This is a genomic window from Streptomyces sp. QH1-20 (assembly GCF_041283565.1).
GTDB lineage: Bacteria > Actinomycetota > Actinomycetes > Streptomycetales > Streptomycetaceae > Streptomyces > Streptomyces syringius.
In genome coordinates this window covers 7,606,846-7,631,704 of record NZ_CP166299.1, presented here as the reverse complement: position 1 = coordinate 7,631,704, position 24,859 = coordinate 7,606,846, and the positions used below count along the sequence as shown (strand labels likewise).

Annotated in this window: 19 protein-coding genes; 8 read left to right on the top strand and 11 right to left on the bottom strand. The window is 73.6% G+C overall.

Going from position 1 to position 24,859, the window contains the following annotated elements:
* Window positions 1-62: 62 nt before the first annotated feature.
* From AB8O64_RS33650 to AB8O64_RS33625, 6 genes are all read left to right on the top strand, one after another.
* On the top strand, window positions 63-2,780 hold the full coding sequence (locus tag AB8O64_RS33650) for a lantibiotic dehydratase (RefSeq protein WP_370424052.1): 2,718 nt from the start codon (window positions 63-65) through the stop codon (window positions 2,778-2,780).
* Window position 2,781: 1 nt separating this feature from the next.
* Window positions 2,782-3,831 carry a lantibiotic dehydratase C-terminal domain-containing protein gene (locus AB8O64_RS33645; RefSeq protein ID WP_370423452.1) on the top strand — a complete coding sequence of 350 codons (1,050 nt, stop codon included), beginning with the start codon at window positions 2,782-2,784 and terminating at the stop codon, window positions 3,829-3,831.
* Window positions 3,828-5,027 (top strand): peptidase M50, encoded by a 1,200-nt coding sequence (locus AB8O64_RS33640; protein WP_370423451.1) that lies wholly within the window; start codon window positions 3,828-3,830, stop codon window positions 5,025-5,027. Before AB8O64_RS33645 ends, AB8O64_RS33640 begins: the two co-directional genes overlap by 4 nt.
* Window positions 5,028-5,098: 71 nt before the next feature.
* Window positions 5,099-6,019: an ABC transporter ATP-binding protein gene (locus AB8O64_RS33635; RefSeq protein WP_370423450.1), complete on the top strand. Its 921-nt coding sequence runs from the start codon at window positions 5,099-5,101 to the stop codon at window positions 6,017-6,019.
* Window positions 6,016-6,771 carry an ABC transporter permease gene (locus tag AB8O64_RS33630; RefSeq protein ID WP_370423449.1) on the top strand — a complete coding sequence of 252 codons (756 nt, stop codon included), beginning with the start codon at window positions 6,016-6,018 and terminating at the stop codon, window positions 6,769-6,771. The genes AB8O64_RS33635 and AB8O64_RS33630 overlap by 4 nt, the downstream gene beginning before the upstream one ends.
* Window positions 6,768-8,759: a TOMM precursor leader peptide-binding protein gene (locus AB8O64_RS33625; RefSeq protein ID WP_370423448.1), complete on the top strand. Its 1,992-nt coding sequence runs from the start codon at window positions 6,768-6,770 to the stop codon at window positions 8,757-8,759. Before AB8O64_RS33630 ends, AB8O64_RS33625 begins: the two co-directional genes overlap by 4 nt.
* Before the next feature lie 83 nt (window positions 8,760-8,842).
* Here AB8O64_RS33625 and AB8O64_RS33620 read toward each other — a convergent pair whose 3' ends face one another.
* On the bottom strand, window positions 8,843-9,019 hold the full coding sequence (locus tag AB8O64_RS33620; RefSeq protein WP_130880361.1) for a thiazolylpeptide-type bacteriocin: 177 nt from the start codon (window positions 9,017-9,019) through the stop codon (window positions 8,843-8,845).
* Between the two features lie 184 nt (window positions 9,020-9,203).
* On the opposite strand from AB8O64_RS33620, the gene AB8O64_RS33615 reads away from it, so the two are divergent.
* A complete protein-coding gene (locus AB8O64_RS33615; protein ID WP_370423447.1) occupies window positions 9,204-10,517 on the top strand; it encodes an amidohydrolase in 1,314 nt (437 codons plus the stop codon).
* 20 nt (window positions 10,518-10,537) lie between these two features.
* Here the strand turns inward: AB8O64_RS33615 and AB8O64_RS33610 are convergent, their stop codons facing one another.
* Together AB8O64_RS33610 and AB8O64_RS33605 are read right to left on the bottom strand one after the other, a co-directional pair.
* On the bottom strand, window positions 10,538-11,776 hold the full coding sequence (locus AB8O64_RS33610) for an amidohydrolase (protein WP_370423446.1): 1,239 nt from the start codon (window positions 11,774-11,776) through the stop codon (window positions 10,538-10,540).
* 196 nt (window positions 11,777-11,972) lie between these two features.
* Complete coding sequence (locus AB8O64_RS33605; RefSeq protein WP_370424051.1) at window positions 11,973-13,556, bottom strand: amidohydrolase family protein; 1,584 nt, start codon at window positions 13,554-13,556, stop codon at window positions 11,973-11,975.
* A gap of 213 nt (window positions 13,557-13,769) precedes the next feature.
* On the opposite strand from AB8O64_RS33605, the gene AB8O64_RS33600 reads away from it, so the two are divergent.
* On the top strand, window positions 13,770-14,582 hold the full coding sequence (locus AB8O64_RS33600; RefSeq protein ID WP_370423445.1) for a uracil-DNA glycosylase family protein: 813 nt from the start codon (window positions 13,770-13,772) through the stop codon (window positions 14,580-14,582).
* Between the two features lie 86 nt (window positions 14,583-14,668).
* On the opposite strand, the gene AB8O64_RS33595 is transcribed toward AB8O64_RS33600, so the two are convergent.
* The 8 genes from AB8O64_RS33595 to AB8O64_RS33560 all read right to left on the bottom strand — a co-directional run bounded on the left by AB8O64_RS33595 (window position 14,669) and on the right by AB8O64_RS33560 (window position 24,448).
* Window positions 14,669-15,295: a 50S ribosomal protein L25/general stress protein Ctc gene (locus tag AB8O64_RS33595; protein WP_370423444.1), complete on the bottom strand. Its 627-nt coding sequence runs from the start codon at window positions 15,293-15,295 to the stop codon at window positions 14,669-14,671.
* Window positions 15,296-15,529: 234 nt separating this feature from the next.
* A complete protein-coding gene (locus AB8O64_RS33590; protein WP_370423443.1) occupies window positions 15,530-16,432 on the bottom strand; it encodes an oxaloacetate decarboxylase in 903 nt (300 codons plus the stop codon).
* Window positions 16,429-18,612: an FUSC family protein gene (locus AB8O64_RS33585; protein WP_370423442.1), complete on the bottom strand. Its 2,184-nt coding sequence runs from the start codon at window positions 18,610-18,612 to the stop codon at window positions 16,429-16,431. The genes AB8O64_RS33590 and AB8O64_RS33585 overlap by 4 nt, the downstream gene beginning before the upstream one ends.
* Before the next feature lie 103 nt (window positions 18,613-18,715).
* Complete coding sequence (locus AB8O64_RS33580) at window positions 18,716-21,034, bottom strand: MMPL family transporter (protein WP_370423441.1); 2,319 nt, start codon at window positions 21,032-21,034, stop codon at window positions 18,716-18,718.
* A complete protein-coding gene (locus tag AB8O64_RS33575) occupies window positions 21,031-22,254 on the bottom strand; it encodes a beta-ketoacyl synthase (RefSeq protein WP_370423440.1) in 1,224 nt (407 codons plus the stop codon). The genes AB8O64_RS33580 and AB8O64_RS33575 overlap by 4 nt, the downstream gene beginning before the upstream one ends.
* Window positions 22,251-22,550, bottom strand: coding sequence for an acyl carrier protein (locus AB8O64_RS33570; protein WP_370423439.1), 300 nt, complete (start codon window positions 22,548-22,550; stop codon window positions 22,251-22,253). Before AB8O64_RS33570 ends, AB8O64_RS33575 begins: the two co-directional genes overlap by 4 nt.
* Before the next feature lie 206 nt (window positions 22,551-22,756).
* Window positions 22,757-23,527: an alpha/beta fold hydrolase gene (locus AB8O64_RS33565; RefSeq protein ID WP_356457866.1), complete on the bottom strand. Its 771-nt coding sequence runs from the start codon at window positions 23,525-23,527 to the stop codon at window positions 22,757-22,759.
* A gap of 267 nt (window positions 23,528-23,794) precedes the next feature.
* Entirely contained in the window at window positions 23,795-24,448 is a 654-nt protein-coding gene (locus AB8O64_RS33560; RefSeq protein ID WP_362211324.1) for a PAS domain-containing protein, read from the bottom strand.
* Window positions 24,449-24,859: the final 411 nt, after the last annotated feature.

The window sequence follows — 24,859 nt, the reverse complement described above, 5'->3', positions numbered from 1 at the left end:
CCCCCGGCACCCCGACGGCCCGGGAAGCGGACACCGCGTCGTGGACGCTCCGCCGGCAGTTCATGCTCCGCGTCGCGGGGCTGCCCATCGATTCGGTGGCCGCCTTGCGCTGCCCCGACAGCAGCCGGTGGGCGGACCGTGTGCTGCACGAGGAGGACCGGCTGCTGGCCCGTGGCGCCGAACTCAGCGACCGGCTGCACCCCTTGGTCAAGGACACCCCCGACGACGGGGACCGCCGTGGACTGCTGGCCCTGCGCCGCCGGCTCTTCAACGGGCGCCCGCCCCAGGACGGCGACGCCGCCGTGGCCCTGGTGACCGGTGCCGACCCCGGCGGCACACTGGCGCGCGAGGTGGCCGACTGGCTGCGCGACGGGCGGCGGCTGGCGGAACTCCACGCCGCCGGCGGGCCCCTGCTGGCCGAGGAGGCCGCCCGGACACGGGCCGCGCTGCGGCACCTGATCGGCGAGGAGCGGCTGCGGCGGGGGCTGCTGCTCGCCTCGCCGACGCTGGAGGGCAGGCTCGACGCCTACGCGGCCCACGCCCCTGCGGCCCCGCCGGACAAACGGCTGCGCAAGGTCGAGCGCTCCGCTCTGGCCTATCTCTACCGGACCGCCTGCAAGACCAGCCCGTTCAGCACCTTCACCGCGGTGACCCCCGGCGAGCTGGTCACCGGCGGCGAGGAGATCACCCTCGTCCCCGAGGAGTGGCACAGCCATCCGCGGCTCAATGTGGTCGCCCTGGCCCGGCTGGCCGAGCTGATTGCCGCCGACCCCGGACGGCGGGCCGACCTCCCGGTCTCCCTCGCCTCGGGCTGGGAGCTCGACGACGACCGGATCCGCTATGTCCGGCGCCAGGTCACCACCGGCGACGACCAGGCGGCCGTCACCTTCGACGCGGCGGGTGACCAGTTGTTCTTCCTGCGCCGCAGCGGAACGCTGGAGCGGCTGCTCGACCTCTTCGCCCAGCGGCCCGCACCGCGCTACGGCGAGTTGGTGCGCCGGCTGAGCGACGACCAGGGCGCGGGCACCGAGGAGAGCGAGGCCTACGTCGCCGCGCTGCTGCAACTTGGCATGCTGCACATGCCCTCTCTGCGCACCGACGTCCACAGCGCCGACCCGCTGCGCTCCTTCCGTGACGCGCTGCGGGCCCTCGACCGCCCCTGGGCCGACCGCCTCGCGGACGCCCTGGCCCGGCCCCTCGCCTGCGTCGACGCCTATCCCACCGCCGGCCTCGCCCGCCGCCGGGAGCTGCTGGCGGAACTGCGGGACGCGCTGCGGACCATCCAGCGGGACCTGGGCGGGAACCACACACCCGCGTCCCCCGGGCTTCCGCAGACCCTTCTGTACGAGGACGTCACCGCCGGACACGCCGACGTGACCTGCGTGGCGCAGCCGTACGGCGCGCCCGGCCCGCTGGACGCACTGCGGGACGTCGAGCGGATCCTGCCCGCCTTCGACCTGACCCTGCCGCAGCGCATCACGCTGAAGGGTTTCTTCGTGGCCCGCTACGGCAGCGGCGGCCGGTGCACGGACCTCCTCAGGCTCGTCCACGACTTCCACGAGGACTTCTACGAGCAGTACCTGACATTCACCGCGCGCCGGAAGCCCTTCGACGAGGACGGTACGTACGTACCCGAGGCCAACTGGCTCGCGCTGCCGGGCATCACCGCCCTCGACCGCGCCCGCACCCGGTGGGTGGAGGGCATGCTCGGTGTGTGGGAGACCGCGCGGGACGCCGAGGAGGTCCGTCTCGACGCCGGCCTTCTCGACGCGGTCGCCACCGAGCTCGCGCCCGTGGCACCGGACTTCCTGCCGCAGAGCCATTTCGTCCAGCTGGTGCGGCGCGACGGTGATCCACTGGCGGTGCTCAACCAGTCCTACGGCGGGCTCGCGTTCCCCTTCAGCCGTTTCACGCACTGCTATCCGGAAGGCGGCGAGGGCGGTCTCACGGACCGGCTGCGGCGGGCCGCGGCCGCGACGGCACCCGAGGGTGCGGTGTTCGCGGAGATCACCGGCGGGGCGGTCACCAGCAATCTCAATCTGCACGGGCGGCTCACCGACTACGAGATCGTCTGCCCGGGCGAGACCGGCTCGGGGCCGAAGGACAGCCACATCCATCTGGACGACCTCTCGGTCGAGCACGACGCGGCCGCCGACCGCCTCGTCCTGGTGTCCCGGCGGCTGGGGTGCGAGGTCGTGCCGGTCTACCTCGGCTATCTCGTGCCGCTCGCACTGCCGGAGATCCCCCGCACCCTGCTGCTGCTCTCCCCCACCTCCATGGCCCCGCTCGACGTCTGGGGCGGGGTACCCACGGGCGCTGACGTATCGCGTCCGGGCGCCGTGACCCACCGGCCCCGGGTGCGGTACGGCGGCCTCGTCCTCAGCAGACGCAGCTGGACCACCGTGGCGGGGGCCCTGCCGCAGTGGTCCGCGCGGGTGGACGAGGCGCGGTGGTTCGTGGAATGGCGCCGGTGGCGGCGCGCGCACGGGGTGCCGCGCCGCGTGTTCGCCACGGTCTCGCGGACGGGCGGGGCCCGGGCGTCGTCCCCGGCGAAGCCGAGTTACGTGGACTTCGACAGCTATCTCTCCCTCACCGCCCTGGACGGCCTGCTCAAGGGCGACGAGCGGGACCGGGTGGTGTTCCGCGAGGCGCTGCCGGACGAGGACGAGCTGCACGTCGCCTCCGGTGCCGGCCGTCATGTGGCCGAGCTGGCCGTGGAGACCCTGCGCACCACCCGCAACGGGCCTGACAGAGCCCACAGAAAGGAACCGGTGCACTGAGATGCCCGAGACGACCACGGGCGAGTGGCAGGCCCTGCACATCCACTACGCCGCCAACCCACGACCCCTGCTGATCCATTGCATCAGCCCGCTCCTGACCGAACTGACCGCCGACGGACTGCTCGCGGGCCACTTCTTCATCAACTACTGGCTGGAGGGCCCGCACGTACGGCTGCGCCTGAGACCGGCGACCGCACAGGCCACGGACGAGGTCCTCGCCCGTGCCGAGCGGGCGGTCGGCCGCTTCCTGCGGGAACGTCCGGCGCTGTACGAGGTGGATTCCTCCGGCTTCCTCAACGAGTTCTACAACACGCTGTTCGAGCTGGAGTTCGCCGAGGAGGAGCGGGGCGGCTTCCTCGCCGCCGACGGCCGGATGCGGCTGCGCCCGAACAACAGCTTCAGCCGTGAGCCGTACGAGCCGGAGTACGGCAAGTACGGGGGCCCGGCCGGGGTGGAGCTCGCGGAGTGGCACTTCCGGCACTCCAGCGAGCTGGTCATCGAAGCGGTGCGCGAGATGAATCTGCATCTGCGCACGGTCCGACTGGGCACGGCGGCCCAGCTGATGATGGTGATGGCCGGTGTCTTCCTGCCCGACCGGGCGGAGCTGATCGACTACCTGGACCGCTATCACGCCTTCTGGCACAAGGCGTTCTCCGGCACCGACCTCATCGGCTCCGACGCCTACGACCGGGCGTACGCGTCCATGGGCCCGGGGCTCGGCCGACGCTTCGACGCGGTGCGCACGGCGGTGGGCGAAGGCGGGACGGCCCGGCTGCCGGGTTTCCTGAACGGCTGGGCCCGGCACTGCCGCGAACTGCGCGACCGCGCCACCGCCCTGACCACGGACGAAGGCCTGGTCTTCCGCTCCTGGGACGGCACCCGGGACGAGCGGATCACGGACCCCGCCCTGTCGCTGCCGCTGCTCCTGTCGCCGTACATGCACATGACCAACAACCGGCTGCATGTGACGATCCGCGACGAGGCCTATCTGTCCCACGTCCTGGGGCGGGCGCTGCGCGAGTGCGCGCCGCCCGCGGAGGCCGGCCGATGAGCGTGCCGGCGCAGCGGCAGCCGGCGCTCCGCCCCGAGGTGCTGCTCAGCCCGGCGATGCGGCGGGGGGCGGCACGCGTCCATGTGGTGAAGGACCCGGCGAGCGGGAAGTCCTTCGAGGTCGGGCCCAAGGAGTGCTTCCTGATGGCCCGGCTCGACGGGCAGCGCACCCTGGCCGGGATCGGCGAGGAGTACGCCCGGCACTTCGGGCGCGCGCTGGGCGAGGCGCACTGGCGGCGGCTGCTGGGGCTTTTGTGGGAGCGCGGTCTGCTGGTGGGGGCCGAGCCGATCGCCCCCGTGCCGGCGGAGCCGCCGCCCCGCCCGACGCCGTGGAAGGGCAAACTGCGGCTGGTCGCCGACGCCGGTGCCGCCACCGAGCGGCTGTACCGGGCGACCGGCTTCGCGTTGTCCGCCCGCTTCCTGCTGCCGGTGCTGGCGCTGGTCGGGGTCATGGAGACGACACTCGTCCTGCGCCTGGACGGGTTCGTCCGGGACACGGGCTGGCTGCTGAGCCGCCCGGTGCCGCTGCTCGCGGTGTTCAGCCTGCTGTGGGTGAGCACCGCGCTGCACGAATTGGCGCACGGGGTGGTCGCCCGGCATTTCGGGGGCACCGTCGGCGAGATCGGACTGCGCTGGCACCTGCCCATGGTCTTCATGTACTGCGAGGTCGGGAACTACCTGTATCTGCGCTCCCGGTGGGCACAGATGGCCACGGCCATGGCCGGCACCGTCATGAACCTTGTGTTCCTGCTGCCCTTCGCCGCGCTGTGGGCCGTGCTGCCCGCCGGGGACCCGGTGCGCGCCGCCGTGGCGGGCCTGCTGACCCTCGGTACGGCACAGGCCCTGGTCAATCTGGTGCCGCTGCCCCCGCTGGACGGTTACCGGATGCTCGCCCACGCGCTGGGCATGGCCGACTACGCGACCGAGAGCCGGCGCTTCCTGCGCCTGCTGTCCGCCCGTGTCCTGCGGCGCGGCCCGGGCGTCGGCGCGTACCCGCGCGGGGCCCGGATCGCCTACGCCGCGTACGGCGTGGGGTCGGTGGCGCTCGTCGGCGGCAGCGGCGTGGGGTTCGTGCTGCTGTGCCACCACTTCCTGGCGGACCGCTACGGCGTGCTCGCCGCCGTCGTACCCGCCCTGCTGGTCGCCGTGCTGGTCGCGGTGACCGGCCCCTGGGCCCGGCGCGGCAAGGCCCGCTGAACCACCTGCCCCCTCTACCTGTTTTCCCGAATCCCCCTGCGAGAAGTCGCTTGACCAGAGTTGAGGACCACATGACACAGGCAAGGCCGGACGAGCCCGCCATCGTGCTGGAGGACGTGCGCAAGCGGTACGGAGACGTCCAGGCGGTGGCCGGGATCTCACTCACCGTGGGGCGCGGCGAGTTCTTCGGTGTGCTCGGGCCCAACGGGGCGGGGAAGACGACGCTGATAGAGATCGTCGAAGGACTGCGCGAGGCGGACTCCGGCTCGGTGTCGGTCCTGGGCCTTCCGCCCTGGCCGCGGAACATGGCGCTGCTGCCGCGCCTGGGCGTGCAGACCCAGAGTTCGGCGTTCTTCACCCGCCTGACGGCCCGTGAGCATCTGTCGACGGTCGCCGCGCTGTACGGCGTCGGGCGGGAGGGTGTGGAGCGGACGCTGTCGCTCGTCGGTCTCCTCGGCCAGGCCGACATCCGTGTCGAGGTGCTCTCCGGCGGTCAGCGGCAGCGTCTGGCCATCGCCTCCGCGCTGGTGCACGGCCCCGAACTGATCTTCCTGGACGAGCCGACCGCCGCCCTCGACCCGCAGGCACGCCGTGATCTGTGGAAGGTGCTGCGCGCGCTGAAGGGCGAGGGCCGCACCATCGTCTACACCACACACCATCTGGACGAGGCCGAGGCGTTGTGCGACCGCGTGGCCATCGTCGTCGCGGGCTCCGTGGTCGCCCTGGACTCCCCCGGCCGGCTGGTCGGCGCGGCGCAGGCACCCACCCGGCTGCTGGTGCCCGCCGACCGCCTCACGGTGGAGCGGGCCGAGCGCATCGCGGGGGTGGACCGGGTCTGTGTGGAGGGCGACTCGGTCGTCCTCGAGACCCGCGCGGCCGGGCCCGTGCTGGCCGCCGTCGGTGAGGTCGCGGGCCTCGACGGGGTCCGGACCCGCACCGCCACCCTCGAGGACGTCTACCTCGAACTCACCGGATCGGAGCAGCACGCATGAGCGCGTACGGCGCACTGACCGCGGCCAGTTACCGGGCCTCGGTCCGCGACAGGACGACGGTCTTCTTCACCTTCGCCTTCCCCCTGATCTTCCTGGTGGTGTTCGGGCTGATCTTCCGGGGGCAGACCGTCGAGCAGAGCGGCCGCGGCTACATCGACTACATCGCGCCGGGCGTGCTGTCCTGGGGGGTGGGCAACGCGGCCGTGTTCGGTGTGGCGTTCACGCTCATGCAGTGGCGCAAGGACGATCTGCTGCGGCTCGTCCGGATGTCGCCGACCCCGCTGACCTCGGTGCTCGCGTCCCGCTATGTGGTGGCGCTGGTCATCGGCGTGGTCCAGGCGGCGCTGTTCATCGGGGTGGCCCTGCTGCCGGTGTTCGGGCTGCGGCTGGGCTCCACCTGGCCGCTGGCGCTGCCGGTCCTGGTGCTGGGCATCACCGCGTTCCTCGCCATCGGCATGGTGATCGGTTCCCGGGCGAACACACCGGAGGCGGTGGCGGCGGTCGCCAACTGCGTGATGGTGCCGATGGCCTTCCTGTCCGGGTCGTTCTTCCCGATCGACGCCATGCCCTCGTGGCTGCGGTCGCTCTCCCGGGTGCTGCCGCTGCGTTATCTCAACGACGGCATCTCGGCGGCGGTCTCCGGCCGTGCCGGTCTCGGCAGCACCGGCCTGGCCTGCGCGGGACTCGCCGTCTTCGCCCTGGTCTTCGGGCTGCTGGCCATGAGGACCTTCCGCTGGAGCAACGACACATGAGCACCGACACCTCTACCCACCAGCCACTGGAAGAGGCCGGGCGCCGTCTCCAGCGGGCCCTCACCGCACGCTTCGACACCCTCCCCCGGGACGCCGCCTCGCACCCGCCGGTCGTCGTCCCCCTCGGCGCGGCGGACGCGTTCCGCACGGAAGGAGACCCGTACGGCGCCGCCCGCGGCGGTGCGAACGTCCACCTCACCGCGCAGGCCGTGCTGATCGGGCCGTGGGGGGCGACGGACGCGGCCACCGCCGCGTGCGGCGGCTGTCTGGCCCGGCGCTGGCAGCGGCTGCGTTCCCGGTCCGAACGCGACGCGCTGGAGGTCGGCACCGCCCCGCACCCGGTGGGCGACTGGCCGGCCCTGCCGGACTTCGCCGTCGACGCGGTGTGGGCGCTGTACGAGGCGGTCCTGCACTCCGGCCGTCCGGCGGCGGCCGGGCGGCCGGCCGGTGACTGGCACACCGCCGCCGACCTCCCGCTGCCCCAGGTCACCCGGGTCGATCTGGCGACCCTGCGCGTCACGACGCTGCCGCTGCTGGCCGAGCCGCAGTGCCCGCACTGCCAGCCGCCCACCCCTGCCACCCCCGCCACGTCCGAGGCGGGCCGTGCGGGCCTGCGCTCACGGCCCAAGCCCGCCCCGGACCGCTACCGGCTGCGGCCTGCGAAGTCCTACGCGATGCCGACGGGCGCCCTGGCCAACCCGGTCTGCGGGGCACTGGGCGAGGGCACCTGGCTCAATGTGACCTCACCGACGACCGCGCCGGTGGCGGGCAGTGTCTTCGTCCGCACCTACGCGGGCCTGTCCGACGTCACCTGGAGCGGCCAGGCGAACTCCTTCGCGGCCAGCCGCGATCTGGCGTTCCTGGAGGGGCTCGAACGGTACGCGGGAATCCACCGGCGGCACGGCGGGCAGGTGGTGGAGGACTCCTACGACGCTCTGCGCGCCCACGGCGAACACGCCGTCGATCCGCGCGAGTGCGGTACGTACGCACCCCAGACCTACCGGGACGAGCCGATGGTGGCCCCCTTCGACCCGGCGCGGACGATCCCCTGGGTCCGGGGCCACTCGCTGCGCGACGAACGCCCGGTCTGGGTGCCCACCCGGCTGGTGCACTACGGCGCCGGACTCGCGTCGGACAATTTCGTCTTCGAGAGTTCCAACGGGTGCGCCACCGGCAGCTGTCTGGAGGAAGCGGTCCTGTTCGGGCTGCTGGAACTCATCGAGCGCGACGCGTTCCTGCTGGCCTGGTACGGCCGGGCCCGCCTCACCGAGATCGACCTGGACTCGTGCCGCGGCGAGGCAGTTCGCGCCATGACCGCCCGGGCCGCGCTCCAGGGGTACGACGTCCACGCCTTCGACAACCGGGTGGACCTGGCGGTGCCCGTCGTCACCGGACTCGCCGTGCGCCGGGACGGCGGCCCGGGAACGCTCTCCTTCGCCGCCGGCGCGCGGCTCGATCCGGAGGACGCCGTCGAGGCGGCCCTCTCCGAGGTCCTCAGCTACATCCCGCATCTGGACCGGCAGGTGGAGGAGGACCGCGAGGAGCTGGAGGCGATGGCGCGGGACTTCTCCCGGGTGCGGCACCTGACCCACCACGCCCGGCTGTTCGGCCTCCCCGAAATGGCCGTCCACGCCCGGGAGTACCTGGAGCCCGCGGCCGTACGGCCGCTCGGGGACGTCTACCGCGACTGGCAGCGGATCCGGCCGCGCTCGGGGGATCTGCGGGACGATGTGCTGCTGTGCCGGGACGAGCTGGTACGGGCGGGCTTCGATGTGATCGTCGTCGACCAGACCTCGCCCGAGCAGGAGCGGATGGGACTGACCACCGTCTCCACCGTCGTCCCCGGGCTGCTGCCGATCGACTTCGGCTGGTCCCGGCAGCGGGCGCCGCGCATGCCGCGCATGCGGTCCGCCTTCCGGCGTGCCGGATGGCGGTCGACCGATCTGACGGACGACGAACTCCGTAGGGTGCCGCACCCCTTCCCCTGAGGATCCCCCTGAGGAACGGCGAAACAGCCCCCTGCTGTCGCAGAGGGCTGTGCCGGGCGGCCACGATCCGATCGGTGAACCGATCAGGCGGAGCAGCTGGTGGTGCTCGTGGTGCTGGAGCAGGTGCTGGTGCTGCTGGAGCTGGTCGAACCGGCGAGGACGACCTCGCTCGCGTCCGAGTAGTCCGAGATCTCGAAGGTCTCGGACTCGAGCTCCAGGATCTCCTGGGCGAGCGAGGCGAGTTCGGTCTTCGGTGCCATGTCTTCTCCCGATACGTCGAGTCCGGCCGGCCACGGGCAGAGAGGCCCGGCCGGACGTGGTGTTGCCTTGCTCCGCCATCCCAGCAGGACGCGCTCGCCGGGCCCCCGGTGTTCCGCTCTCATTCCGCTCGCACGCGGGTACCACCGCCCGAGGTGCTTTCCTTCGATCCCCCCGAGGAACGCCATGACTCCTTCCTCCACGCCCTCCCCTGCCGACCGGGTCCGCCGGGTCCTACTGGGCCTCGACGACATCATGCTCGCGGCCACCACCCTGTGCCTCACGGTGCACGCCGACCCCGAGCTGTCCGGGTCGGAGGAGCGCACCGCGGGCCGCCTCGCCGCCTGGCTGACGGCGGACGGCTTCCGGGTGACCCCGGGCGTCGGGGGCCACGGGGTGGTCGGTGTGCTGCGCAACGGCGAGGGCCCGCGGGTCCTGGTGCGTGCCGAACTCGACGCGTTGCCGGTTGTGGAACGGACCGGCCTGCCGTACGCGAGCACAGTCCGCGCACCGGGCCCGGACGGCCGCGGTGTGCCGGTCATGCACGCGTGCGGGCACGATCTGCACCTCGCGGCGGCGGCCGGGGCGGCGAGGCTGCTGGCCCGTGCGACGCACCTGTGGCGGGGCACGCTCGTGGTCGTCGGCCAGCCCGCGGAAGAGACGCTCCAGGGGGCGCGGGCCATGCTCGAGGACGGTCTGTACGACCGTTTCGGGCGCCCCGACGCCGTACTCGCCCAGCACACCGCGCCGTTCCCGGCGGGCATGGTCGCCCACGGCACCGGGGCGCTGATGGCCGGCAGTCTCTCCTTCGACGTCGTCGTCCACGGCCGCGGCGGGCACGCCGCCACCCCGCACCTGACCGTGAACCCGGTGGCGACCGCGGCGGCCGCGGTCGGCGCGCTGCACGCTCTCGTCGCCACGGAGACCGACCCCGCCGACCGGGCCGTGCTCACCGTGTGCCGGCTGCAGGCGGGCGACAGCCGCAACGTGGTGCCCGACCGGGCCACGCTCGGCCTCACCGTGCGCGCCCACTCCCAAACCACCCTGGACTCCCTCGCCGAGGCCGTGCGCCGGACCGTCCACGCCGAATGCGCCGCGTCCGGCCGCGTCGATCCGCCCGAGATCACCCTCGTGTCCCGCTCGGCGCCCAACGTTCCCGATCCGTCGGCCACCGCGGCCGTCCGGGAGGCGCACCAGGCGCTCCTGGGCACCGGGCGGGTGGCGCTGTGGCCACCGTCGATGGCCACGGAGGACTTCCCGCTGTTCGGCGACGCGGGGCAGGGGATCCACGGGTTCACCGGCATACCGACGGTGTACTGGATGCTGGGGTCGGTCGGCGCCCGGCAGTGGCGGGCGGCCCCCGGCCGCACACCGGCGGACAAGCTGGCGGCCCTGCCCCCCAATCACTCGCCGGAGTTCGCCCCGGATGTGCGGAGCGCGTTGCCCACCGGTGTCTCCGCCATGGTCGCGGCGGCCCTGGACCGGCTGGGGAGCCGCTGAACCCGGGGGCGGGACCGGGCTCAGCGCCTGCCGCCGCCCGGGCCGAGCCAGGCCAGCGCGCCCGCCACCATGGCGGTCACTCCGGTGGTCAGGGTCGGTTCGATGACCGGCGCGAAGAACGGCGAGTGGTTCGCGGGCACGTCGCGGGTGGTCCCGGCGGCCTCGGCCTTGGCGTAGGTGTCGGGGTCGGTGCCGCCGAACTGCCAGAAGCACACCGGCACGTCGGCCGCCGTGCCGAACACACCGATGTCCTCGCCCCCGGGCAGCAGCCCCGGGTCGACCACCTTGTCCGCGCCGATCACGGCACCGATGGCGGTCATGGTCCGGTCCACCGCGTCCACGTCGTTGACCAGCGAGGGGAAGGTGCCGAGCGCAGTGATCTCCGGGTCCCGTACGGCGCCCGAGGCGGCGGACTCCTCCCGTACGGCCCGCTCCAGCGCATCCAGCGCGCGCTGCCGCATCGGGGCCGAGCAGGTGCGCAGGCTCACCTTCAACCGGGCCGCGACCGGGTCGCCGTCGTCCCGCTCGCCGCTCCCGAAGGCGTGAGGAGCGTCGTCGGCCGTGATCCGCACCGTGCCGGCGTCACTCATCTCCCGTTCCAGAACCGTCTGCAGCCGGTTCGCCGTGGCGCCCGCCGAGCCGGGGCCCGCGTCGGGCCCGTCCACACCGAACATGCGTATCCGCAGCACGTCGGTCGCGGCGTACGCCGTACCGGGGTGGCAGCCGACCGTGCCCGCGGGCAACCGTATGACGTGCTGCCCGAGGACCACGTCGGGCTTGCCGAACCGGGTGAAGAGGCCGTCGTCGACCATCGCCCGCGCGCCCTGGCCCATCTCCTCGGCGGGCTGGAAGACGGCCAGCACCGTGCCGGACCAGTGTTCGCGCCCCTCCGCCAGCAGTCGCATCGCGCCCAGCAGACAGGTGGTGTGCATGTCGTGGCCGCAGGCGTGCATGACGCCGCCGGAGGTGGACGCGTACGGCAGTCCGGTGCGTTCCTCCACCGGCAGCGCGTCGAAGTCCGCCCGCAGCAGTACCGTCGGCCCGGCGCCACCGCGCAGGACCGCCACCACACCGGTACGGCCGACGCCCTCGGTCATCTCGAACCCGTACGCCCGCGATCGGCGGGCGACCTCCGCGGCCGTGTGGTGCTCGGCGAAGGACAGTTCCGGGTGGGCGTGCAAGTCCCGGTACAGACCGGCCAGTTCACGGCGCCGTGCCTCGTCGAGGCCGGCCAGCACCCGCGTCGTTTCGTCTGACATGGCGCGACACCCTTCGATCCCTCCGATGCCCCTCCTTGCGGCACCAGCTTCACCCGAAGGGCGGTCACCCGCGACCGCTCGGGCCGATGTCGTGGAGCCGGTCATACCCCCGAGGCGGCGGCCGGGCCGGACGGCGCACGCGGTCCGGCGCGTCGACGCGGTGTAAGCCGTCTGTGGGCCGTCCGGGTGACGGGTCTCAGGTCAGCAGGTCCTCGAGCGCGGCGGCGAAGCCCGGCGGCAGGTTCATCTCGGCGCCGAGCGTGCGGCGGTACGTCGCGTCCTTCGTCGCGGTCAGCCCGTCCAGCCGCAGGGAGGGAAGGGCGGCCGGGCCCTCCGCCAGGTCGGCCTCCGCCCCGCCGATGACCGGCCCGCTGGGGACGGACCGGCCCGCTCTGAGCAGCGGCAGGCGCGGGCGGAGTTCGGCGCCCGTCGGCTCGATCTCGTCCAGGGCCAGCCGCCAGCGCGGCCCGGCCTCCCGGGCCGGGGCCGGGGCCCGGCGGGCCCGGTCGGCGGTGCCGGGCAGGTCCGCCAGCGCCTGGGTGAGGCGCCGGGCGGCCTCGGCGAGGGTGAGGGCTCCCACGACGGGGTCGGCCGACGCCTGCCGCAGATTCAGCGCCCGGCCGGCCGGCAGTCCCCGTACGCCGGTCTCCAGCTGCTCCTCCGGGGCCAGGTCGTCCATCAGCGCACGGGTGCCGTAGCGCGCGTGACCCGCGATCACGACCAGGCTCAGATCGCTGTCCCGGGCGTCGATCAGCGTGCTGTAGGCGTCGCCGCCGGCCTCGTCCACGACGATGACATCGGCCCGCGCGCCCGCCCGCAGCGACCCCAGGGCCCCTTCCCAGCGCAGCATGACGGCGGGGTTGCGGGTGGCCATGTCGACGAGGTCCCGGTCGGTGAAGACACCGCCGGCCGCCGCCGACGCGAGCCGGGCGGCCTTGAGCTCGCCGAGCAGCCCCTTGCTGCCGGACACCGTCCAGTCCGATCCCAGCGCGAGGCGCACTCCGGCCCGCCGGGCGGCGGCTATGTCGGCGGTACGGCCGTACAACAGCAGGTTCGACAGCGGTGACCAGACCATGGAAGCGCCGTGGTCGGCCAGTACGGGGAAGTCCTCGGCCAGCAGGCCGGTGCAGTGGATGCCGATCAGGTTCTCCGTGATGGCCCATGGGCCGTCATCCGGGAGCTTGAGGGCCAGGAAGTGGCCCCGGGCGTCGGTGTCCCTGCCCTCGGCGAGGTGCAGCAGCAGGCGGCGCCCCTGGTTCAGCCGTGCCAGGAACTTCCCGGCGTTCGCGGCCTCGACGTCGGCGATCCGGGTGGCCGCCTCCGGCAGGGCAGGGTCGTCCGTCGCCTCGACGTTGCGCACGATGCCCCGGTACATCCTGCTGGCACCGGCATTGGAGAACAGGCGGATTCCCTGGCTGGTGGTGGTGCCGTTGACGAGCGCTTTGGCCTCGACGTAGCGCACCACGGCGGGCATCAGCGCGACGTCCTCGCCCAGGACGCGCATCGGACCGGTGACGAGCCTGCCGTAGTCGGGATTCCGTCCCCCGCCCCACTCGGTGCGGTTCGGGTAGTTCTCGGGGACCTGCCACAGGGGCAGCACGTTGTAGGGCAGGTGGTTGTGCAGCTCGATCAGGCCGGGATAGATGCTGCCGCCGCTCGGGGTGACCGTGGTGTGCTCATGGCCTGGCGGAGGATCGGCGCCGACGGGTGCGACCTTGTCGATGACGCCCTGGTCGATGTAGACGACACCGTCGTCGATCACGTCGTGCCGGCCGTTCATCGTCACGACGCGGCCCCGCAACGCGAAACGCGGTCCCGCCAAAGGGTCCACCGGAGGCTCTACAGGTGGTGGCATCTGCTGGTCCCTCCGCCGTGCGTACAGGGAACAGTCCTGATATGAGGTAACAATTTTCCCATGGGCGCGGCCGCCGCGCCCGCCGCGGGACGCCCGCGGGCAGGGCGGGGCCCCGGCGGCAGGACAGGAAGAGGCACGATGCACGACTTCGACCCTGGCTGCGTCGAGGAGCCGTACGCCACGCTGGCGCGCGCTTTCCCCGGCACGGAGATCTATCCGCCGGACGACTTCCGTACCGAGTGGGGTCCCGTCTTCCATCGGGGGCGGCTGGACGGCACGGCCCGGGTGCTGGTCATCGGCCAGGCCCCCACCGCCCAAGAAGCCGTCGTCCGGCGGATCCTGGTCGGTACGGCGGGCCGGCGTCTCCAGGGCTTTCTCAACAAGCTCGGCATCGAGACCAGCTACGTCATGGTCAACACCTATCTGTACGGCGTCTACGGCCGGCAGGCGGGCGACGCCCACGCGAACGACCCGGACATCGCCCTGCACCGGCACGTGTGGTTCGACGCCCTGACGGCGAACAATCCCATCGAGGCCGTCGTCGCGCTGGGCCGGCTGGCGGACACCGCGTTCCGCACGTGGCGCGAGACCCCCTCGGGCCAGGCCTACGGGGGTGCCTACCAGCACATCCGGCATCCCACCTATCCCGACAGCGCCGCGTCCTCGGGGACGCCCCGGGCGGTCGCCATGGCGAAGATGCTGGCCAATTGGAACGCCGCGCTGGACGCGCTGCACCCGGTGGTCACGCCGGACAACCCGGAACCGCCGGCGCACTACGGCGAGGACCTCGACCCGGCGGATCTCGGCGAGATCCCCGAGGGGGACCTGCCCGCCGGTCTGCCGGCCTGGATGCGCGGCGGTGAGTCGTGGGCGAGCCGCCAGGGCGCGACGGCGGTGGAGAAGCGTGCCACGATCACGGTGCAGATCCCGCTGTCCCAGCGCCCGTTCTGACGCCCGCGCGGTGCTCGCCCGGCCCCGGTCCTCGCGCTCTCCCGGATGCGGAGTGCGAGGGCCGGGGCCGGATGGTGGCGCGGCGTTCAGCTCTCGGCCGGTGCCTCCTCGGCCTCGGGCGCGGCTTCCGCCACGGCCTCCTCGGCCTCCTCGGCCTCTTCCTCCACCGGCTCGGTCTGGGCGGCGACGATCTGGAGGACGGCGGCGTCCTCCTCGATGGCCAGGGAGCTGCCGCGCGGCAGCTCGATGTCCCCGGCCCGGATGGTGTGACCGGCCTCCAGGCCCTCGATGGACACCGTCACCCCCTCCGGGATGTGGGTGGCCTCGGCCTCGACGGGCAGGGCGTTCAGGATGTGCTCCAGCAGGTTGCCGCCCGGCGCCAGATCGCCCTCGGTGACCACCGGCACCTCGACGGTGACCTTCTCGCCCTTCTTCACGGCCAGGAAGTCCACGTGGACCAGGAAGCCGCGGATGGCCTCGCGCTGCACGGCCTTGGGGATGACCAGTTCGCTCTTGCCTGCGACGTCGAGTCTGAGCAGGACGTTCGGTGTCTTCAGGGCCATCATCAGCGAGTGGCTGTCGATCGCCACGTGCTTGGGGTCGGCGCCGTGCCCGTAGATGACGCCGGGGACCTTGTTGTCACGACGGGTGCGACGGGCGGCACCCTTGCCGAAGTCATTACGCAGCTCGGCGCTCAGCTTTACCTCAGCCATGACGCACTCCTCGTGTTCGGACTGTCCGGTGACCGTCACCCGGCCACGGCGGGCCTGGTACGAGGGGGTGCGCCGACAACGGTCGCCGCACCCCATGAGTACGGCCTCCCGCGCCGAGCAACGCCGCGAGTGTACCCAGCCGGGACACCGCATGATCCAACCGTGCTCCATCCGGCCGAACCGGCGCGTCGGAGCGGTCGGCGGCCCCGCCGGCCGCGCTCCTCGCCGCCGCGTTCACCGCCGGGCGCCGGGCGGGCCGGCGGCCTCGCGGTGCTCCGGCGGGCCGGCCAGGGCGTGGAACTCCTCGAAGGGGGCCAGCCGGTCCGCCAGCGGCGCCGCGTCCCCGCTCCAGGACAGTTCGCCCATCACGTCGGCGACGGCGCGCGCGAGAGCCCGGGAGGCGAGCGTCGGATACAGCGTCAGCGCATAGCCCAGCTGCTGGAGTTCGGCGGCGGTCGCCGGGGGCATGACGCCGGGGCTCGCGTCCGCCATCGCCGGGATGCCGCGACGGGCGGTGATCTCCTCGGTGATCCGGCGCATCTGGTGGGTCGAGGCGGGGTTCGCGACGCAGATCGCGTCGGCGCCCGCGTCGACGCAGGCGTGGGCTCGGTCGAGGGCCTCGTCGATGCCGTGGGCCGCCAGGGCGTCCGTCCGCGCCATGATCAGCAGGTCCGGGTCCCGGCGGGCGGCGACGGCGGCCTCGATCCTGCCGATCAGCTCCGCCGCCGGCACGACCGTGTCGTCCTCCGCCTCCCCCACCGCCCCGCCCGCCGTCCGGCCGCGCTGCCGCCGCGCGGGCCGGTCCGCCAGGAACAGGCCCGCGGCGCCCGCGCTCTCGTACTGCCGTACCGTCCACGCCACGTGGGTGGCGTCGCCGTACCCGTCGTCGGCGTCCGCGAAGACGGGGACGCCGACGGCGTCGACGGTCCGCCAGACGACGTCCGCCATCTCCCGGGCGCTGAGCAGCCGCGCGTCGGGGCGGCCCAGCAGTGCCGCCGCGCTCGCGGCCCCGCCCACGCCGACGGCCTGGAATCCGGCGCGCTCGATGATGCGGGCGCACAGCGGATCGTGCGCGATCGGCACCATGAGCATCTTCGGGTCGGCGAGGTGGGCGCGGAAGCGCTGCCGGTTGTTCATCGGTGTCTCCTGACTCGCTGCCCCCAGTGTGAGCGCGCATCGACGCCCCGGCCACGCGGTGGCTCCGCCCCTGCCTGCGTGCGCAGGCGGGCCAGGGCGTCCGCCAGGCCGGTCAGCCATCCGCGGGTGTCGACGAGCAGCAGCGCCGCCGGGCCGCCCGCTTCCCGTGGCCGGTCCGCCGCCGCCCCGTCCGTCGTCGGCAGTGGGCCGGGAGGGCTCGCCGTGCGGATCTCCTCGGCCCGGCGCTCGGCGGCCGTGGCCACGGCCTCGGCCAGATCGGTCAGCCGGGCGGCGGCGTCCGGCCACACGGCGAGCACCCCCGCGGGGCCGCGGGCCGCCAGCGGCTCACCGCCGTGCGTCAAGTGGTAGCCGACGGACAGGGCGGCTTCCCACTGGGCGTCCACTTCCCGTGAGGGGCGGCGCTCCGTGACGAACTGGACGTACGTCTCCTCCGCGCGGCGCATCGCGCGGTGCGTCGGCCGGTGCCCGGCCGGCGCCCGTGACGGGGCGTCACCGGAGCGGAGCCGGGCGACGGTGGTACGACAGCAGTCGGCGCCCTCGGTGAGGAAGTCCGCGACGGCGCGGCGCAGTTCGCCGTGGCCGCCGCGGGGCCAGGCCAGCGCACTCACCACCGCGCCGAGCGCGCCGCCGACGACGACGTCGAGGAGCCGTACGGCGGACAGGTGCCAGCTGGGCACGGCCAGTTGGGTGAAGAGCAGCAGGAAGGCGAGCGTGAACATGGCCTGCGTCCAGGCCGTGCCGAGCAGCGGGCCGACGGTGAAGCCGACGAGCGTCACGACGGGGAGCGCGGCCGCGTAGAAGGCGGGCACATCGCCGACGAGGAGCAGCAGCAGCGCCGCGGCGGCCGCCCCGGCGACCGTGCCGAGGAAGGCGGGGCGCAGCGCGGCCTCGGTGCCCACGGCCCAGGTGCGCATCAAGCTGAGGGTGGCGAGCAGCACCCAGAATCCGTGGGACATGCCGAGGGACCCGGCCAGCAGGCGGGCGCAGGCCATGGCCACGGCGACCCGCAGGGCGTTCTGGAGGTGCACCGAGCGCGGCGTCAGGTGGCAGTCCAGCCGTCGCCGCCACAGGGTGGAGCGGGGTGTTGCGGCGTACCCGAAGGGCCCGTCGCGGTCCGCGACGGAGAGCCGGTCGCCGAGGGCGATCCGGGTGGCGGTGGTGGCCCTCCGGGCGGCCTCCGCGGTCTCCCGGACGACGGTGTCCCGGCGCATCCGTGCGGCCGGGGTGCGGGGCAGCTCCGCCGCACGGATGACGTCGAACGCGGCGGCCCCGTCGGCGATCCGGTCGGTGACCACGCCGGGCGTGCCCTCGCGCAGGCCCCGGGCGGCGGACCGCAGCGCCGCCGTGGTGTGCCGCAGCAGGGTCGCGGCGGCGGGTGCGGTGCCGTCGGCCCCGGACTCCCCGGACGCCCGGGACAAGCGGTCCATCCGGTCCCGGATCTGCCACACGGCGACGCGGGTGTCGTGGAACGCGTGGTCGCGCGCCGATGAGGAGGTCGGGCGTTCGGCCGGGGGGACCCGTGAGGGCCGGGCCGACTCGAAGACCCGGCGGGCGGCGGCGCGCCGCTCCCCCGGGTCCGTACGCGTCGTGCCCGGGCCGGTGAGGGTGTCGGCGACGGCCGACGTGTAGTCGGCGCAGGCCGCCACGGCGTCGGCGAGGACGGCCCGGTAGGGGCGGGGCGCCGGGTCGGGGCACAGCACGCGTTCGGCACAGGCGGTGAGCAGGATGCCGAGGGCCAGCCCGGCCAGCCGGGAGCCCAGGGTCTGCGGCGCGTAGGGCGGGAAGCAGGGCAGGACGTAGAAGAGCTGGAGGGCGATGCCCACCCCGGCCAGGCGGGGGCTCGCCACGCCGAGGAAGGTGACGAGGAAGCCCACCACGAACATGCCGCAGGCGGCGGCCCAGGTGTGGGCGGCGAGCAGGGTCCCGGCGGTGACCAGGGCCATGGCGGCCGGGGCCACGGCCAGCAGGGCGCGGGCCCGGCTCGGTGGCGGCCCGGGGACGTCGCTCAGCATGACGAGGGGCAGCGCGCCGAACATGGCGTAGATGGCCATGGTGGCGTCGCCGACCACATAGAGGCAGAGGTAGAACCCGGTGCCCCCGGCCACGGTCAGCCGCGTCGCCCGGCGCAGCGCGCGCGGCCCGTCCGGCTGCCGCAGCACCCAGCCGACCGGCCCTTTCACCGGTGCGGGCCGCTGGTGGCGCGCGGGGGCCGGGCGGTGGTGCGAGGCATGGTGCGTGCTCCCTACGCCGGGCGGGCGGGCGTCAGCGGCTCTCGTCCAGGCCGGTCCGGGCGCTGATCCGTGCGTGTGCGCGCGCCAGCGGGGCGGGGGTCCACCAGTTGGCGCGCCCCGCCACGGTCAGACAGGCCGGTACGAGAACCCCCCGTACCAGGACCGCGTCGACGAGCACGGCGACCGCGAGGCCGGTGCCCAGCAGCTTCAGCAGGGTCACCCCGGAGGTGGCGAGGGCGCCGGTGACGACGGCCACGGCGAGGGCGCCCGTGGTCACCAGCCGGCCCGTCCGCGCGACGCCCTCCACCACGGCCTGCCGGTTGTCGCCGGTCAGGGCGTAGTGCTCCTTCACCCGCGACAACAGGAAGATCTCGTAGTCGATCGCCAGCCCGAACGCGATGACGAACATCAGCAGCGGCATCGTCATGTCGAGCGTCCCGGTGACGGTGAACTCCCCCACCGCCTCGCGCAGATGGCCGTCCTGGAAGACGTGGACCATCAGCCCGAAGCTCGTGCCGAGGCTGAGTGCCCCGACCACCAGCGCCTTCACCGGCAGCAGCACGCTGCCGGTGAGCAGGAAGAGCATCGCCCATGTGGTGACGGCGACGATCCCGGCCGCGAGCGGCAGCCGGTCGCGCACCGCGTCCCGGGTGTCGAAGAGGTAGGCCGCGCGCCCGGTGACGAGCCGTTCGCCAGGGGCGGGCAGCGATCGCAGCCGCTGCACCAGGTCCCGTCCGGCACGCGATTGGGGGTCCTCGGGGCCGGTCACGGTCAGCACCGCGCCCGGCCCGGGCGGTGCCGCCACCCGCACCCGGTCTGCTCTCGTGGCCCTGCCGGGTCCGCCGTCGACGCCCGCCCAGAGGGCCCCGCCCGTCGGCGCGGGCACTTCGGCGACGCGTGCGACGGACGGCAGTGCCGCCACCCGGCGTTGATACGCCGACAGGGCCGCCCGGTCGCGTACGACGTCGACGTCCGGGAGCACGACGGTCAGATTCCGTTCGGTGCGGGAGGTGAAGCCCTCGCGGATGGCCTGGGACGTCCGGTGCGCCTCGGTGTGCGCGGGCAGCACCCGTTCGTCCGACAGCCCGAAGTGCACGTGCGCGAAGGGCGAGGCGAACAGCAGGAGGACCAGTGCGCAGCCCCCGCCGTAGTACAGCGGGCGCCGGGTGACGACCCGGGCGACGGTCCGCCAGGCCGGGCTGTCGGCCCGTGGCGCCCGCGGGCGGGCACGGTGCCGGCCGCGCGGCACGGCGAGCGGGTCGCAGCGGTCGACGCGGGTGCCGAGGAGGTTCAGGACGGGCGGGACGAGCAGCACGGCGGTGGCCGCGGCGAGCAGGGCCACCGCCATTCCGGCGCAGGCCATGGACCGCAGGAACGGCAGGGGCAGCACCAGCAGCGCCGCCATGGACAGCGCCACGGTGCAGGCGGAGACAGCCACGGTGTGCCCCGCCCGGCGCGCGGTCCGTTGGACGGCGACGGCCACGGGCTTGCCGGTGCGCAGTTCCTCGCGGTAGCGGGTGACGAGGAACAGCCCGTAGTCCACGGCGAGTCCGAAGCCGAGCGCGGTGGCGAGGTTCATGGCGAAGACCGACACCGGCATGGCGTAGGTGAGCAGCCGCAGCAGCGCGACCGTGCCGACGACGGCCACCGCGCCGATCACGAGGGGGACGAGCGCGGCCACGAGGGAACGCAGCGCGAGCACGAGGATGAGCAAGGTGAGGGGGGCGGCGACGAATTCGGCGCGCACCAGGTCGCGCTGGCTGACGCGCCCGGCCTCCACGCTGACCCAGGCGGGTCCGGTCGCCTGGACGCTCAGGGCCCCGTGGCGGCCGGTGAGTTCGGGCACCAGCGCTCCGGCAGTGCGCGCCGCGTCGCGGTCCGCGCCCGTGAGGTCCGCCGTGACCAGCGCCAGTGTGCCGTCATCGGACCGCAGTGCCGCACCGGCCGCGTCGCCCGACCAGGGGGAGCGCACCCCGCCGACGCCGGTCGCGCGCGCCAGCCGCAGGGTCAGTTGCCGCCCTTCCGCCCGGGCCCGGGCGGTGTCGAGGCCGCCCTCGGCCCGTACGAGCAGCACGAGGTCGGGGCTGCCGCCGCCGAAGCGGTCGGCCAGCAGCCGGTTGGCGCGTTCGGACTCGGTGCCGGACGCGGTGTAGCCGCCGTTGGCCAGCCGCTCGTGGGTGCCGAGGCCGGCCACGCCGAGCAGCAGGGTCACCACGAACACGAGGGCGGGCACGAGCCAGGCGCGGCCGCGCCCGGTGCGCCCGGCGGGGGCGGCGCGGCCCGCGGCCCCGGGCCCCGTGTCGCTCGGGCGGCTCGGGGCCGGGGCGGTGTCGAGGTCCTGGGAGCTCACGCGGCCCGGAAGAACAGCACGGCGTTCTGGCCGCCGAAGCCGAACGAGTCGCTGATCGCCGCCTCCATGCGGTGCGGCCGCGGCTTCTTCGTCACCACGTCCAGGTCCATGCCGTCGTCCAGCCGGTCCAGGTTGGCGGTCGGCAGGACGAGCTGTCGCTCCAGCGACATCACCGTGCAGGCCGCGTCGATCGCGCCCGCCGCCCCGAGCGAGTGCCCGATGGCGCCCTTGACGGACGTCACGGGCGGGGGCGTGCGGAACACCTTCGACAGCATGGTGGCCTCCACGCGGTCGTTCAGGGGCGTGGACGTGCCGTGCGCGTTGACGTGGTGCACCTCCGACACGTCCGCGCGGGCGTCGGCGAGCGCGGCGAGCACCGCGCGCCGGGCGCCGGCGCCCTCCGGATCCGGGCGGGTGGGGTGGAAGCCGTCGCTGGAGGCCCCGTAGCCCGAGACGTAGCCGCGGATGCGCGCGCCGCGGGCGCGGGCGTACTCCGGCCGTTCCAGGACGAGGACGGCCGCCGCCTCGCTCAGGACGAATCCGTCGCGGTCCGCGTCGAACGGCCGTGACGCGCCCGCCGGGTCCTGGCGGTTCTCCGACAGGGCCCCCATCCGGTAGAAGGCGGCCGAGCCCATGGTGCTGCGCGCGCAGTCGGTGCCGCCGGCGATCGCGATGTCGCAGGCCCCGGTCCGCAGCAGGTCGCGGGCGGTGCCGATGGCGGTGGTGCCGGCCGCGCAGGCCGTCGAGGTGGTGAGGCAGGGGCCCAGCGCCTGGAGGTCGGTGGACACCTCGCCCGCGACCATGTTGGGCAGCGAACGCAGCAGGGCGGTCGGCGAGATGGCCTGCACGCGCCCTTCGGCCAGGTTGCGGTACTCGACGTCCCAGCGGTCGCCGCCGTTGCTGGCACAGCCGAGGACGACGGCCACCCGGGGGCCGTCCCAGGTGTCGGTGTCCAGCGCCGCGTCGGCGACCGCCTCGCGGGCGGCGACCATCGCCAGGTGGATGAACCGGTCGTTGCGCCAGGTGATCCGCTTGCCGAGCAGGGCTCCACCGTCGAAGTCGTGGGCCCCGCAGGAGAAGTCGACCGGCAGGCCGGCCAGCAACGGGTCCCGGGCGCCGAATCCCACTCCCTCGCACAGTCCGTCCCAGGTGGCCTCCCGGCCCAGCCCCGCCGGCGTCACCATGCCGATCCCGGTGACGGCCGCGTCCGAGGCGCTCACCGCGCGGGCCCCGCCATCGCCACCGGCTGGTCCCCGGCCGGGGCGGCGGCCCGCCCCCGGTCGGGGCGGCTCGCCACGAGCCCGTCGAGGTACGCGGCGGCCTCGCCGACGGTGGCGTTGCCGTGTTCCTCGGGCAGGGTCACGTGCAGCCGGTCCTCGAGCATGGTGATCAGTTCGACCCTGGCCAGCGAGTCGACTTCGAGCTGCTCGAACGTGGCGTCCGGGGTGATCTCCTCCTCGGGGATGCCGAAGTGCTCCGTGAGCAGACGGGCCATCAGGTCATACGCGGGTTCCATCGATCGCTCTCCTCGATCGGAGCCGGACACCGGACCACGGCGCGCTTGACGTATCAACTATCTGATGCCATAGCGCTATATTCCGGCTATTTGTCCGACGCAGCGTCACCCGCGGGAGCGCCGCCGGTCCACCGACACGCGCGCCGTCGGCAGGGGTATCACCCGTACTGCCGACGGACGGCGTGTGTCCGCGTACCGTCCGGCGCTCAGCCCCGGGGTGAGGCCGGCACCGCGGCCAGGTGTCCGCGCAGGGCCTTGATGACGGCGGGGGCCTGGCTGCTGAGGTAGAAGTGCCCGCCGGGGTGGACCTGCATGTCGAACGCGCCGGTGGTGTGCCCCTTCCAGTCCTCGGCCTCGTCGAGGGAGGTCCTGGGGTCGTCGTCGCCCACCATGACGGTGACCGGGCAGCGCACCGACGCGCCCGGCTCGCTGCGGTAGGTCTCCACCGCGCGGTAGTCGGCGCGGATGGCGGGCAGGACCATCCGCAGCATCTCCTCGTCGCCGAGCACCCGGGTGTCCGTACCGCTCATCTCGCGCAGCTCGGCGACGATGCCGTCGTCGTCGCGCCGGTGGACGTTCTCGTCGCGGTAGCGGGAGGGCGCGCGGCGCCCCGAGGCGACCAGCCGGGCGGGGCCCTGGCCGTCGCGTTCCATGCGGCGGGCCACCTCGAACGCCACCAGGGCGCCCATGCTGTGCCCGAAGAACACCACCGGCCGGTCCAGCCAGCCGGCGAGCGCGGTGTGGACCTGTTCGGCGAGTGTCGCGATGTCGTCCACGCAGGGCTCCCGGCGGCGGTCCTGCCGCCCGGGGTACTGGATCGCCAGGACGTCGGCGTCCGGCGTCAGCGCCGAGGCGACGGGCAGGTAGAAGCTCGCGGAACCGCCCGCGTGCGGGAAGCAGACCAGACGCACGGGTGCGTCCGGGGCGGGACGGAAGTTCCGGCACCACAGCGTGTCGTCCACGGGTATCTCAGCCATGCTCGTCCTTCGTCTCGTTCATTTTCGGCGCGATGCCACTATCCGTGCGGCGGCCGAGCGGGCACAAGACCGCACCGCACCGGGCAGGGATTCTCTGGGCGTTTCCCTTGCTCTTCGGCTGCCCTTCCGCGCTTACCGCGGGTTCACCCACGGACGACAGCTCGGCCACGGCGGAGAACCACCGGCCATTTCTGGCCCGAAAGTTCCGCCGCGGCCGAGCTGTTTCGGCCGCTTGGCCGCTCGGTCGACGTCAATCCTTTATGGGTGTCACTTGATGAATTCCTCGACAACCTTCGGCGGCCAGGTGCCCACATTGAGCACCCCCATGGAGTAGGCCCGCGAGACCAGGGCGGCCCGGTTGGGCACCTTGAGCTTCCGGAGCAATCCGGTCACGTGGTACTCGACGCCCTGCCGGCTGAGGTAGAGCCGGGAGGCGAGCGGGACCGTGGAGATCCCGGCGGCTATGCCCTCGAGGATGCGTGCGTCTATCTCGGTGAGAATCTTCTTCCGGTTGGTGACCACCCCGGCGTCGTCGGATCCCTGGGTCTGGGGCATCAGCACCAGGATCGACGCGTCCTCGGGCGTACCACCGCGAACGGCGATGGCCGTCAGTGGGCTGGCGAAGGCCGAGTCCTCCTGCCGCACCCCGACCACATGGGTGGCGAAGCGCTGCCGCTTGCCCTCGACCAGCCGTGAGAACTGGCGCATCAGCGGCTGCTGCACGCTCGGGTGCACCAGCTCCTGGAAGCTGCGCCCGCACACGTCCGCCGAGGAGGCGCCGAACTGGCGGAAGAACTCCTGATTCGCCTGTCGGATCGTCAGGGTCGGATCGAGGGAGGCCATACACAGACCCGGCTGGTCGAACTGCGGCTGGTTGACCCCGGGGTCGTCCGGGTATCCGCGAGTAACGCCCGGTACCAAGTCTGCAAGTAAGGAATTAGCCACGAGCCTGCCAATCTTTCAGGTTCCGCAGAGCGTTCGGAACCACGCGCTAGAAATGCGTCAGAAAACCGATACCCGGGCCTCGTTCGGAATGCCCTGGACTGCCCGGCTCCGGAACCGCACAGTAGAGAGATTCAAGGAGGCGCGTCAACGTCATCCGGGCCCGTACGGCTAAGCCTGCGGTTTGTGCTTCCGAAAGGGTTCGGTTGGTTCGGTCCAATGCCGGTGTTTCGGTGGTTCGGTACGGTCCGCCGGCAGCGCGCGGGGGCGGAGGCGTGCCCCCGCTGGTCGGCGCCGGGCGCGAGCACGGGTTCCACGGGCCGCCCGGTTCGGCGAAACACTAAGGACATCCTTGGACATCCGCCCGCATGGTTGACGTCCCGGGGCGGT